The organism is Sulfobacillus harzensis, from assembly GCF_012933365.1.
Classification (GTDB): domain Bacteria; phylum Bacillota; class Sulfobacillia; order Sulfobacillales; family Sulfobacillaceae; genus Sulfobacillus_B; species Sulfobacillus_B harzensis.
Window position 1 is genome coordinate 1 of the sequence record NZ_JABBVZ010000103.1, and the last position, 11,548, is coordinate 11,548.

At 61.4% G+C, this 11,548-nt stretch carries 16 protein-coding genes; all 16 read right to left on the reverse strand.

The genetic code is table 11. The features are described from left to right. On the reverse strand, positions 1-572 hold a 572-nt coding region (locus HIJ39_RS18615), incomplete at its 3' end, for a TraC-like domain-containing protein (RefSeq protein ID WP_476718347.1). Between the two features lie 65 nt (positions 573-637). Further along, positions 638-856 (reverse strand): hypothetical protein, encoded by a 219-nt coding sequence (locus HIJ39_RS18620; protein ID WP_169102404.1) that lies wholly within the window; start codon positions 854-856, stop codon positions 638-640. 58 nt (positions 857-914) lie between these two features. Next, positions 915-1,229: a hypothetical protein gene (locus tag HIJ39_RS18625; protein WP_169102406.1), complete on the reverse strand. Its 315-nt coding sequence runs from the start codon at positions 1,227-1,229 to the stop codon at positions 915-917. Between the two features lie 334 nt (positions 1,230-1,563). Further along, positions 1,564-2,496 (reverse strand): conjugal transfer protein TrbL family protein, encoded by a 933-nt coding sequence (locus HIJ39_RS18630; RefSeq protein WP_169102407.1) that lies wholly within the window; start codon positions 2,494-2,496, stop codon positions 1,564-1,566. A 79-nt stretch (positions 2,497-2,575) separates the two neighbouring features. Next, positions 2,576-2,866: a hypothetical protein gene (locus HIJ39_RS18635; RefSeq protein ID WP_169102408.1), complete on the reverse strand. Its 291-nt coding sequence runs from the start codon at positions 2,864-2,866 to the stop codon at positions 2,576-2,578. Between the two features lie 91 nt (positions 2,867-2,957). Beyond that, positions 2,958-3,848 carry an ArdC-like ssDNA-binding domain-containing protein gene (locus tag HIJ39_RS18640; RefSeq protein WP_169102409.1) on the reverse strand — a complete coding sequence of 297 codons (891 nt, stop codon included), beginning with the start codon at positions 3,846-3,848 and terminating at the stop codon, positions 2,958-2,960. Positions 3,849-3,887: 39 nt separating this feature from the next. Then, positions 3,888-6,068 (reverse strand): VirD4-like conjugal transfer protein, CD1115 family, encoded by a 2,181-nt coding sequence (locus tag HIJ39_RS18645; RefSeq protein ID WP_169102410.1) that lies wholly within the window; start codon positions 6,066-6,068, stop codon positions 3,888-3,890. A gap of 76 nt (positions 6,069-6,144) precedes the next feature. After that, positions 6,145-6,453, reverse strand: a complete 309-nt coding sequence (locus HIJ39_RS18650) for a hypothetical protein (protein ID WP_169102411.1) — start codon at positions 6,451-6,453, stop codon at positions 6,145-6,147. Between the two features lie 24 nt (positions 6,454-6,477). Further along, positions 6,478-7,836: a MobP3 family relaxase gene (gene mobP3, locus HIJ39_RS18655; protein WP_169102412.1), complete on the reverse strand. Its 1,359-nt coding sequence runs from the start codon at positions 7,834-7,836 to the stop codon at positions 6,478-6,480. Continuing rightward, positions 7,815-8,219 carry a hypothetical protein gene (locus HIJ39_RS18660; RefSeq protein ID WP_169102413.1) on the reverse strand — a complete coding sequence of 135 codons (405 nt, stop codon included), beginning with the start codon at positions 8,217-8,219 and terminating at the stop codon, positions 7,815-7,817. Before HIJ39_RS18660 ends, mobP3 begins: the two co-directional genes overlap by 22 nt. Then, positions 8,200-8,649, reverse strand: coding sequence for a ribbon-helix-helix protein, CopG family (locus HIJ39_RS18665; RefSeq protein WP_169102415.1), 450 nt, complete (start codon positions 8,647-8,649; stop codon positions 8,200-8,202). Before HIJ39_RS18665 ends, HIJ39_RS18660 begins: the two co-directional genes overlap by 20 nt. Positions 8,650-8,870: 221 nt before the next feature. Then, positions 8,871-9,386, reverse strand: coding sequence for a hypothetical protein (locus HIJ39_RS18670; RefSeq protein WP_169102417.1), 516 nt, complete (start codon positions 9,384-9,386; stop codon positions 8,871-8,873). 16 nt (positions 9,387-9,402) lie between these two features. Next, on the reverse strand, positions 9,403-9,678 hold the full coding sequence (locus HIJ39_RS18675) for a hypothetical protein (protein ID WP_169102418.1): 276 nt from the start codon (positions 9,676-9,678) through the stop codon (positions 9,403-9,405). A 162-nt stretch (positions 9,679-9,840) separates the two neighbouring features. After that, positions 9,841-10,767, reverse strand: a complete 927-nt coding sequence (locus HIJ39_RS18680; protein WP_169102420.1) for a ParM/StbA family protein — start codon at positions 10,765-10,767, stop codon at positions 9,841-9,843. Positions 10,768-10,783: 16 nt separating this feature from the next. Then, complete coding sequence (locus tag HIJ39_RS18685) at positions 10,784-10,981, reverse strand: hypothetical protein (protein ID WP_169102422.1); 198 nt, start codon at positions 10,979-10,981, stop codon at positions 10,784-10,786. 71 nt (positions 10,982-11,052) lie between these two features. Beyond that, positions 11,053-11,373, reverse strand: coding sequence for a hypothetical protein (locus tag HIJ39_RS18690; protein WP_169102424.1), 321 nt, complete (start codon positions 11,371-11,373; stop codon positions 11,053-11,055). Positions 11,374-11,548 lie beyond the last annotated feature (175 nt).

The following is an 11,548-nucleotide window of genomic DNA, read 5'->3' on the forward strand; positions in this document are numbered from 1 at the left end:
ATGCTTTCCACCGCCGCTTGGCCCGCGTGAAACATCAGAAACAGCAACTCGCGCCAAGCCGCATCCGTCAGCACGTCAGCCCGAAAACCCCGGATCCGCGCCAAGTCATCGGTGAGGCCCCGCAGGCTTTGCTGGTGCTCCGCCACAGCGTCTTTGCCAGTGCGCGTCATCAGTAAGTAGTACCGCCGCTCGACGCTATCGCCGGTCTGCACCTGTTGCCTCACCCACCGGGCATAGTCCCCCAACACCCGCCGACGGGTGCCGGTCGCTGCGTCCGTGGCGGTGTCCAAACTCGCCAGATAACTGTCGAGGTCAACCGGGCGATAGAGGCTCAGAAGTTGCCAGGGGACCGTGAGCCCGCTGAGCGCGGCTTGGAATCCTTGAATGGCTTGCGTCCGCTCGCGTTCGGATTTCAGGGCCAGACTGAATGGGGAAATTTGAATCCCGGCCACGACCCCGCCATCAGGGCGAAAAAGGCAGCCCTCATGCAAGTCCTGGATGGGGAGCCACGACTGCGCCGTCTTTTGGGCGGGAGTGAGCTCGGGTACGGCCCCTTTCTTCGGCTTTGCCATGCGTTTCACTGTACAACACCTCCTCAAAAAAAGACCCCCGACCGTGTGGCCGGGGGAATCCACCGCTAGTTCGTCGCACGCTCGCGGGATGCCACGCGCACGATTTGTTGAGCAAACGAGAAGAGCATCGCGCCGTAGATCGCCGCAATTCCGTCAACCGCCCACACCGCGCCACCGGCCCATGCCGCCACCTGGCTCGCAGCGATCACCAAGATCGACGCCATGGCCGCCGCCGCAATCCACGACCCGATCAGCATCAAAATCGCAAGCGGCTTCGCTTTCACACTCTCACCCCCTTACATAAAAAAGACCCCCGACCGTAGCCGGGGGATTATCGTTACGTTATTCGGGCCAATCGCTGGCGTTCCAATCGTAGAGCCACTTGCGCGTGCTCTTCGAAAAGCCCACCCCCGCCTGCAACCGCTGGTAAAGCGGTTGGTCATTGGGCGGGGGAAAGGCCAAGAATCCCGCGATGCCGAGTGGCAACACGAACGCGATCAGCCGAATGGGAACGCGGACATGGAACAGGGTGAGCACGAGGAATAGCATACCCCCGACCAGCAGTCCAGCTACGACGAGTCCGATTTGCGGGAATCCCCAGCCGGGGAAGAGCTCGTACTGGCGCTGGATGGGCTTGGGGATGAGATATCGGGCCATTGCTAGCGTTCAGCCTCCTCTTCTAATGTGAGTGATCGATCCCGTGTGGGGGCAGGACATAGTTGCCGATAATAGCCGCGTTTCCACAGGCGGCGGTTATCCGTTGGGTCCGACCACTCGCCACAGTTGGCACATTGGCTTGGGCCGCCATAATGTCGACTCGCCCATTCCATATCGCGCTTGAGATTCCCTGTCTCCATGTGCGGCCACGCATAGCCGCAACCCGGGCACCGGCAGAACCCGCGCGTCCCCTCGTATTGGTCCCGAACGTATACATACTCCGTCACCGTCGGCAACATATGTCCTCTCCTCCTCTCTCTTTGCGATTATCCTATCATGAACCATTGGTCTTTGCGGGAACCGATGCGCTGCCGCCCCGAGATCCGGTAAACTGATTGGTCACCGCAGTCCGGCCAATATGGCCCACAATGCCGACAAACCCGCCGCCGATACCCGTGGAGTAGGACCACTGCTTCAGCAGGTGCGCGCCGCGAATGCCGACGACCAGCCAGCCGATTTGCAAGAGCAGCGTGATGCCCAGGCGGGCCATCTCCCCGCCCAAGCCGAATCCGTGCCCCAACGCCATCACCTCAGCCGCCGAGGCAAAGCCTTTGAGGGCTAAGAATTGGGCGACGGGGGTCATCGCGAGGATGACCAGGTTGGTCCACCAGTGACTCCATGTACCGCCGTCCGCGTTCATCTGCCCCAACGAAACCAACGGTGCGGCTAGCACATAGACCACAATCTCTGCGGCCCGCACCGCGAACTGGAAGAGCATAATCACCAGCGCGACAAAGGCGATGAGCGCAAAGAGGATGCCCGCGATGACAATGCCGATATCCGAACTGACCCCGCTGATCGCGGCCACCGTCCCGTGTAACGACTTCACCGACGACGCCATCGGGGCGGCGATGAGCATCACCGCGAGGTTCAGGCCGAACTCGTAGACCATGGTGGCAATCGACCCGGATAGGGCGACGTAGAGGACGGTACGCAGGATACTTTTGGCCAACACCGACCCATCCGGATCCGCCGTGCCTTCGTTCCAGAGGATGTAATGATGGACGGCTTTATAGGCGATGTAGAGCCCGAGGATGGTCCAGGTGACCGCCAAAATATCGGCTTTCACGGGCTGAATCCACGGGAGGGCCAGTTGGAGCGTCCCCAGTTTCCCGAGCGCGCCCGCAATCGCGCCGATCCAAGACAACGCCCCTTCGATGACGTTGAACAACAGCTTTTGCACAGCGTCTAGCACCAGATTTCCCACGGTTGACGATTCCCCCTTCCTCTAAAGCGGCAGCGGGGCCGAAGCCCCCTTTCGGGGACGAACGGCCCCGCCCGCTCGCTTAAAATAGCCCGCCCATAAAGTGCGCGATGCCGCCCGCGCCGGCGACAATGGCGGTGCCGACAATGACCTTTTTCATGGCGGCCAGGTGGTTGGCATCCGTCTGGGCGTCTCCGCCGCTAAAATTCCGCATGATCGCGTGGTACGCGACCATGAGACCGCCCGCCGGAATACCCAGCCCAGCGATCCAGCCGCCGAGACCCGTAACCAGGCTGGAGATCGTCTGCCCCGCTTTGGTCGACCCGATATTGACGCTGGTCGCTAGAAGCACGTGATGTCCGAGACCGAACATATGAATCCCTCCTTAAAAAGTGGGCCCCTGAGTGCGGCCCCTCAATAAATAGAAAAAGCCCTGCTCTCCGAAGAGGGCAGGGCGGGTGACGCTAGGCTTCCATCTCGTAGTCGGCTTCGGCCTGTTGCGGCTCCGGCATCCCCAGCGCCCGGGCGAGTGCTGGATCGTGTTGCGCGGCTTGCTCCAGCGTGGTGCTCATCGTCTGCACGCGCTGACTCACCGCTTGGGTGAGGGCCAGCACTTTGGCCGGATCGCCTGCGGCCCAGTGGCCGACATAGGGGATGCTGTACTGGCTGGTATCCATCCCCAACCGTTGCGCCAGCACGTAGGCCGTGGTCTCGGCGGTGATTTCCTCCGCACCCCGGTGCCGGTCAACGGCGGCGGCGACATCGGGCACGCCGACCGCATGCGCCCATTCGTGCAGGAGCGTTTTCACTTGCTGGTCCGGGGCGCGGTCCGCAGCCACGGTGATGGTTTGGTTCGCCGGACTCCACACGCCGTTCGCCCCGCCCATGGTGTTGGACTCGGCCATCAAAATCGGGGCGCCCACCACAGCCGTTAGCGAACCGAAGAGTTCAGCCAACGCGGCCCCGTCGAGCAATTTGGGCTCCGGCACTGGCAGATCGCGTCCAGCCGTTTGGCTGACATCGAACACGGTCGCGGCCCGGAATCCCACGAGGGCCGGTGGTGCGGGTTTTTCGGGTTCGGCAGTCGCGGCCTCTTCCTCGCGGCGGCGCATCACGGGAGCTAATATCGTAATGCCATGCTCGCCCCGTTGCACGTGACGGCCCAAATCTTGCCAGGCATGATACCCGGCGACCCGGGTGGCGTCGGGCTTTTGCGACATAATCAGGAGCACGTTGCCGGGGGAGTAGTGATGGAATTTCGCCATGGTGGTCGCCCACTGGCGCCACTGGTCGGGGTCTTCGAGCATTTGCTGGATGCCTTGGTTTACCACGGATTGGGCTTCGCTAGAGTTCATCAGGTCCTCCTTCCTATCACAAAAGAGAGGGGCCGGGCTTTACACCGGCACCGACTCCTCATCCTCCCACGGTTCGACTGGCACGTCGTCCGGGTCCAACGGGGCCCGTTGCCCGAGGAACAAATCGCCCCAGTTGCCGAGTTCACTGACCGGGATATCCACGTGATCACCCCCTTTCACCGACTGGGCCACGCCACGGGCCGGAGGGGCCGACGTCTTCTTCGCCGTCGATTCGACCACCAAGCCGGGCGGTGTCGTGAAAATCGGCACCTCCGGGATGGGGGTGCCGGGTGCCTGCCACGGGGCCCGGGCTTGCAGGTCGGGGAAAATCTGCCACGCACTGAGATCCGGGAGCGGAAACTGAGCCGGGGGATAACCCGCTTGCCAGCACAACACCTGGTCTTTCGGCCAGCGCATAAGCTCGTCTGCTGTCACCAGTTCGCGTCCGGTGAGGCTGAGGCCCTGGCTCGTATGAGCGACCCCAGTATCAATCGTGTTCCAGCCGACTTTCGGGAGTTGCAGCGATTCCGAGTTCAGCGTGTAGCGCCCAATCATTTCGCTGAGTTCTTTGGCCGTTTGCAAGTCGCTTGTGCGGAGGAAGAGCCACGTACCCAAATTGCCGCGAATCGTGCGCTCGGTGGCCTCATAGTGCTTCCTGAGTTGTTCGATATTTTGTAGAGCAAGCACTAAGCGAATGCCCATCCCCGCGCTCACCGTCACAAATTGATCAAAATCGGGGAACGACGGCAGGTTGCCAAATTCATCCAAGAGGAAATTGACGCGCCGTGGGAGTCGCCCGGCATTGTCTCGCGCCAGGTCGGTGAGGCTCCTGAAAAGCTGGTTTACATAGAGCGCCGCCGCCATGTAGCGTGAGGCATCGTCGTGCGGAATGACCAAGAAGGTTGCCGTTGGCCGATCCCCCGGCCCGACTTGGGCCAGGGCGTGGTCTTGCTCGCCCGTCAGCCACGCGATCTCAGGATCGCCCCAGAGTTGGAGTCCGGCAGCGGCCCCGGTGATGATCGAGGCCCGCGTTTTCCCTTGCGCCAGTTGGTACGTTGAATAGGACAACTTCGCCGGGTGACTCATAGCAAAGTCTTCAAAAAAGGCGTCCAGCGTTTTTCCCTCGTCCGATCCGGCCTCGATCATCAACCTATAAGCGCTGGCTAGGTGGCACTCCGCAACGGTTTGCGCCCGTTCGGCCACCGCCAGAATCATGGCCGACGTAAGGGAAATTTGCCCATTCACCCAGATCGGCTCCGTCGAGCTCAGATTGCCCGCCCCGTAGGTGATGATGTGCGCCACTTGCCGTGCAATCTTGGCGGCGAGCGCGTAGTCCGGGGTAGGGCCGTCGTGCAGCGCATGCCACACGGCCGCGATGGGATTGAAACGGTGCGTACCACCGAGCCGTGGCCGAATCAAATCAATGCGCACAATGTTGTAGCCCCGCGATTCCAGCCAGGCGGCTGTGTGGTCGAATAGCTCGCCCTTGGGATCTGTCAGGACAAGGGATTCTTGAGCGGTACTCCCGATAATCCCGACGCTCGGAATGATGAGCCGCCGCGTCTTGCCGGACCGGGTGCTGCCCAAGACCAACGCATGTTCATCGCGTTCGAGAATCCACGCGACCAACGGATTCTTGAGCTGGTCCACCCCCACTAGCAGCCCAACCTTGGGCAGGCCGGGCTCAGGGCCTTTTTTTCTGGCTTTCTTCTCCCACTTTTCGTGAATGGCTTGGGCTTCCTTCTTGATGTCATCCACCGTTTTGAGCAGGGTAGCCTTTTTCTCTTTTGTCACCGGCGCTTGCCACCGGCTGTAGCTCTCTCGGAGTGAGCGCGAGGGCCGCCAGTGGGCGGTGCCATATTGGCCTTTGCCTGCGCTGGACGGGCCACCCCAGGTGCTAATGCTGGACGATTTGGCGCTCTGATAGGCAATGAATCCGCCGGTGAGGGCTCCGAGCCCCAAGACCCCTATCACGAGATGAGGGTGGCCCAGCACGCTCCCCCAGTGCGTCGGAAGGTAGCCATGCTGAGCCTTCCACGTGTGCCAAATCGGGCCGATATGCGGGAATCCCGGGTGGCCTGCGGCTTTGGCGGCTTTCATTTCGCGGCCTATGGGTTCGATCACTCCAGCCACCACGTCGGCCAGTTCCATGCCGATGAGCCAGCCCGGAATGGCTCCGAAGAGGCCGCCGACAAGGGCTTTCGCGGCGCGGTCGTTCATGCTGTCACCTCCTCATACAAATGAAGAAACCCCGACCGGGCTGGGTCGGGGTTACTGGGTTACTGGGCGAGTGGCATTACACCGGTACGAGGTCATCGTCGTGGTCGTCGGGCAAATCATCCGGGTCCAGCGGTGCTGTTAGACCCAAAAACAAATCACCCAAGCCGCCCATGTCCATCGCCGGAATGTCCACTTGGTGTTTTGTCGGCTTGTCTTGTCCCGTTAGTGCCTCTGGCCGGGGCTGACGGTAGCGCCGCGGCGTCTGGGACTCCCAATAGGCTTCCATCACATCGAGGTAGCGGATGTATCGCTCGTTCAGAACCCGCCGGCTATTCAACTCCGCCACCAACGCCTGTTCCAACGCGGGAGATAGCTGGATTTTCACTGTGTGATCACCCCTTCCTTGCGACTACTGCGCAATCTCTTGCCCGGTGTTCCGGGCAATGTCCGCTTGCGCTTTTTTGGCGCGCCACTGGGCTTCCGCCAGCCAATAGGCCGTCAGGCGGGCGTCGCGTTCGGCCCGATGCACCATCTGCGTCAGCGCCCGGCCTATGGCGTTGGCAGTCCGTTTGGCCGACGCCTCATCCCGCCGGGCGATCCAGTCCGCCGCCCGGGCCAAGGCGCGGGCTTGTTTTCTCACCGCTGTCTCAGATGCGGATTCCCCGACGAGCTGTCGGGCCAGTGCATCGCGGAAGACAGCGCGCGATTCAACCGGCAACCGGCTGAGCCGGACCAGATCCCGGCGTAGGGCGCGGTCGTCCGTATCGACCAACCCCCGAATCGCGTCCCATTGCCGTTGGCGATCCACCGTAGCGGCTTCTTTCACCACCACCTGAGCGACCCGCTGGATCAAGTCGTCCTGAGCCTTTTGGCGGGCCTGTTGGTGCGCATCCGGATTGTCGGAGTAGTGCTGCGCCAGCTCCGCGGCGATATCCCTGTAGCGAGCCGCCTGCTCGTGAAAGGCGGGGACGGTCTCGATGAGCCACCGTGCGTGGTCCAAGGCGATCTCTTTCGTCTCAGACGGCAGAAACTTGAGGGCCGCTCGGCCTTCACCAGGCATCACGTCGGCCAGTTGATTGAGACGGCCCTGCCAGTCGCGCTGTATCTTGAGCGTCCACCATCCGGGGTCTTTCTCTTTGAGGGTAGTCACGAGCGCCTGCCGGATGGTGCTCTTTTCAGCGCCCAACCGGTCGCGTTCCGGGCCGTACAGTTCCTGAATCCACCCCCGGCGAATGGCGCGACGTTCCTGATCACTCCATTTCCCCTTCTCGCGGGTGATGTCGCGTTCCCAGAACAAGAGGTGTAGGTGGGGGTGACCCTCTTTTTTGTGCACACTGGCAATCCAGTCCACGTTGGCGGGATCCAGTCCCATCTGCTCGAAGGTCTTGGGCAGTTGCGCCCGGGCCGCTTGCTCCCAACCTTCCCGGGTCATCAACGCGCCGCCTAACGTTTTGGCGTCGTCTTCCGTGACCGAAATAAAAGCCCGCCAGACGGGGCCTTGGTGATCGGTAATGGTTGCCTGGACCGCTTTCACGTCGGGCAGTTCGCGGGGGTCGGGGCCAAAGTAGCCGCTGACTCCGGGTCGTTCGGTCATGTATTTTGCGTGAATCGCCGCACTGCCCATCAGCAACTCTTCATCCGGCTTCTTGTGCCGGTTGGGGTCACCCATGTAGTCCAGATGCGCCAGGGCTCCGTGCATCCCCTTGCCGAAGCCCTGCTGACCCGGCAGATAGAAAGCCGTTTTGATCACAAAAGGTCGCAGCGCCATGACGCATCAACCCCCCCGTCGATTGCAAAGGCTTCCCCTAGCGCCGCCTCCAACGCCTCGATGGCGGCCTCGCGAATCGCGTCCGACTCTTGGACTGAGGCCGCCAGCGCTATCAAATCGGGTAGGGCCGCTATCAACCCGTCCAGCGCCGTTCGGACTTCCACCAACCCATCGAGCTCCCGCTTAAGCGCATGGCGAATGCCTTGGTAGATCGTTTGCGGGGCGGCGGCAACTCCTTCCAAATAAAGGCCGGTTACAATTTGATTGCGTATCCACGTGGAGACTGGAATCCCGTCATGCGCTGCGGCCAATTCCACAGCGGCTTTGGTGGCAGCGTCCAGCCGCACCCACACGTCCGCTGTTTTAGTCGTCGTCCGACTCATCGCGCGACATCTCCTTTCGGACTGCGTTGGGACCCCGCAAGGCCCTGCGAATCCGCTCGTGGACCAAACCCTGGATCTTGCCGACAAACCGTTTGGTGATTGCGGCCGCCTCGTCCGGATTCCCTGGGGCCTCTCGCTGGCCTAACACCTCGTAATTTTTCTCCTGCACTATCGCCGCGAACGCTGCTTCCTGCGCTGCAAAAAACGTCAAGCGTTCCAAGTGGTCTAGCGCCGAGGTCACCTGGTGCAACGCTTGGTCCAGCGCCTGCCGTTGCCCATCGGTTTCGAGGCCAGCCCCAATCATCTCACGAACGATTTGGCTCACCGACACCTGGCGGGCGGCGGCCAGTTCGCGGATTACCGCGTACTGGTTATTTGGTACCCACGTGCGGATTTGCGTATCACCCGGATGCTCGGTGTCTCGTCCCATATCCGTCCCCCCCTTTCAACCGGTGACAACAAAAATGGTGTCATCACGGGATTTGAGACCTCGTTTGTCACCGATTTTACCTGCATCCGAAGAGCTGTCCAGACCCGGTGACAATCGGTGACAGAAAGCGGTGACAGGAAAAAGCGGCTCTACTTAAATGGTTGGGGAGTCACACGGTGACACCCGTTCGCGGCACTGCCGCGAATCTGTGCAGTTCCCCCTTATCCTGTGTGTGTCTCCCCCGCGCTTTTGGGGGGAGAGGGAGGCTCGGACGATTTTTCCGAGCCGGAAGAGGGGGACTGTAGATCGGCTTTGTCGTCCTCGACAGACGGCACATTGTCCGGGTCTATTGGCGCTTGCTGGCCTAGAAAGATCTCGCCGAATACTCCCATGCCACCGACCGGTATCATCTCGTCGTCGTCCAGATAACCGGCCAAGGGAGCTATCCCGGCCAGTTCCGCAATCCGGCGAATAGCGGCAGGCTCCCCATTGAGTTTGCGGCGCAAATACCCAAACCACCCAATCGTCCGCTGACACGATTTGCATTGCCCAACTTGGCGATTTGGCAGCATATAAAAAGTCCCTTTCCGGTGGCAATACGGACAGTCGGCGTACCAACTCGCTCCGGATTGCGCAAGAGTAAATCCCGGCAAATCGCCGAAGACCAACTCATGGGACAACTTCGGATACACCGTGTGATTCAGCCATTCAGTTATCTCGGGGCTTAATTTCGCCACAAGTGCTATCTCCTTCCTAGTCGTCGTCCGGAAACAGTTGGCCCAATGCGTCCTCCATGAGCTCACCCACGTTTGGCGGGGGTGGGGCTATGGGCTCAGGTGTGGGCTGGGTCGGAATACCGGTCTGGGTCAACCGTTTTATGGACTCGATCAGCTCACCGAACCCCGCTTGGCCGGAATACCAGCGCATCATTTGTCGCATGACCTCGGATCGTTTGCCTTTGTCGTGACCGAGCCACCACGCAATCAGGGCCTCATCCGCGTCGTCGTCGAGATAAAAATAGAGTCGCATGTCCCCACCTCTTTTCCTTGTCCCATGCGGCTTTCGCGGCTTTTTTCGGCATTTGTATCCCCATGGCAGTCAAAAAGTCATCGTTTTGCGGACTCATGGGGACATAAAACCGGGTTTTGTGGCCTGTAACCCGCACCCCGCCGCCGTTTTGGCATGGGGACATCACGCGCTCAAATACGCCTTAGCGTTGGCCCACTGTCCGTCCGACAGGACCACTGCTCCGGGAAATGCGGTCGCCAGCAACGCACTCCCACCGCCGACCAGCACAATTCCGGCGGCTTTGAGCAGGCGATCATCCAGCACTTCGGTCAGTTGGTCTCGAATTTGCCTAGCGACTACCCGTTGGGCCTGCTCGCGATACCCGGCCAAGGCCACTGCCCGGCCTTGGACAAACACGGTCTCGCCGTCCTCTACCTCCGCAGGCGTAAAACTGAGGTGGCAGTCGTGTTCCAGCGCCTTGGCAACAGCGGCTCCCACCGCATGGGTGCCAGCCTCCAAGCTCCCGGCTTGCGTGGCATCGTAGGCCAATTTACCGTCTGCCTGTTTTGTGACGACCAGATACTCCGTAGTGCGGTATCCAACATCCACCACCACATAAGGGCCGGGACGGTAGGCCGGATCAGCCAGCACGACGACCGCCCCGGCCACGCCTTGGGGCAGGACTACGACCGATTCAAACCACACTCGCTGGGCGAGGCGATCTTCAGCGAGTTCAACGACACCCCCATACCCCATCAAGGCCTCGCGGAAGGCCCGACGTTGACTCCCAAACCACGAGAGCGGTAGGCCAGTCGCCAGCGCAACCGGCCCGACCGCTCCGAGTTGAGCGGCGGCCACGAGAATCAGCCGCAAAGTGTCGGGGTCAGCGGCTTTATCCCGACTCCACAGGGGGGGCGCATGAAGGCGGGCCGACTCCCCAACAAGAAACGGCTGGCCGTCGATCCGCACGGTATCGGATTGCCCAAACTCTCCCAGATCCACGCCTTGCGGGGCTTGCGCAATCAGACTGGGGAACAGCACACGCTCCCCACTCTCGACCAGGGCTTTTGTGTAGCCGTGTCCGGCGTCGATGGCAACCTTAATCGGCATTTCCCATACCTCCTTCTTAAATGTCCTCCCCGGCTTCGGCAAGCACATGCCGCACCCGCTGCATCGCGCCGACCCGCGCCAGCAGCGAGGGTCCGAGGCTTTCAAGCTCCGCCGCCCGGCGCAGTAGGCGCATTTCATCCGGCGTAAACTGCATCGTCAACCCTTCCGTTCGTTTTACCCCGGGGCGCCGTCCGCCCTTCTTGGTTTCATTCATCGGTGCTCACCTCCTTTCATCTATACAAAAAAAAGCCCCCGCCCGCATAGGGCAGGGGCCGGTACATGGGTTTAATCGCGCCGCCGCGCCTGATCCATCGCCAGGATCTCCGCCGTGGTGAGGGCCGGATTTTGCGCCAGCGTGCGGATCAGCCACGCCCCATCATCTGCCAGCACGGCCCGCGTGGCCGGGGGAGTGGATGGATTGTGCGCCACCGCCGCCCGGACAATGTAAAATGGATCGCCGGCGAGCGCCGCTAATACGTCGGATGGGGTGGCCGGGTTGTCGGCCACCTCCGCTCGGACGGCGGCATCGGGGTCGTCGGCCAACCGCGCCAATTCCTGGGGTGCGGTGGTCGGGTCTGCCGCGCGCAATAATTTATCTGTGATCACGAAATGTGCCTCCTTTTTTTAATGGCCTACCCGATTGGTGACCGATGAGACCCCGGCCTTATTCGTCGCCTGGCTCCAATTCCTCTTCGAGCGGCACGTCGACCCCCACCACCGGCGGCAACCGTAACGGGAGATGCGGGAGAGGACGCGGTGGCGGCGCATTACGATCCGACAG

Coding starts and splice junctions, on each gene's coding strand:
- HIJ39_RS18625 (WP_169102406.1), bottom strand. CDS start 1,229: ATGGCCCGATATCTCATCCCCAAGCCCATCCAGCGCCAGTACGAGCTC.
- HIJ39_RS18635 (WP_169102408.1), bottom strand. CDS start 2,866: ATGTTCGGTCTCGGACATCACGTGCTTCTAGCGACCAGCGTCAATATC.
- HIJ39_RS18640 (WP_169102409.1), bottom strand. CDS start 3,848: ATGAACTCTAGCGAAGCCCAATCCGTGGTAAACCAAGGCATCCAGCAA.
- HIJ39_RS18645 (WP_169102410.1), bottom strand. CDS start 6,068: ATGAACGACCGCGCCGCGAAAGCCCTTGTCGGCGGCCTCTTCGGAGCC.
- mobP3 (WP_169102412.1), bottom strand. CDS start 7,836: ATGGCGCTGCGACCTTTTGTGATCAAAACGGCTTTCTATCTGCCGGGT.
- HIJ39_RS18660 (WP_169102413.1), bottom strand. CDS start 8,219: ATGAGTCGGACGACGACTAAAACAGCGGACGTGTGGGTGCGGCTGGAC.
- HIJ39_RS18665 (WP_169102415.1), bottom strand. CDS start 8,649: ATGGGACGAGACACCGAGCATCCGGGTGATACGCAAATCCGCACGTGG.
- HIJ39_RS18675 (WP_169102418.1), bottom strand. CDS start 9,678: ATGCGACTCTATTTTTATCTCGACGACGACGCGGATGAGGCCCTGATT.
- HIJ39_RS18680 (WP_169102420.1), bottom strand. CDS start 10,767: ATGCCGATTAAGGTTGCCATCGACGCCGGACACGGCTACACAAAAGCC.
- HIJ39_RS18685 (WP_169102422.1), bottom strand. CDS start 10,981: ATGAATGAAACCAAGAAGGGCGGACGGCGCCCCGGGGTAAAACGAACG.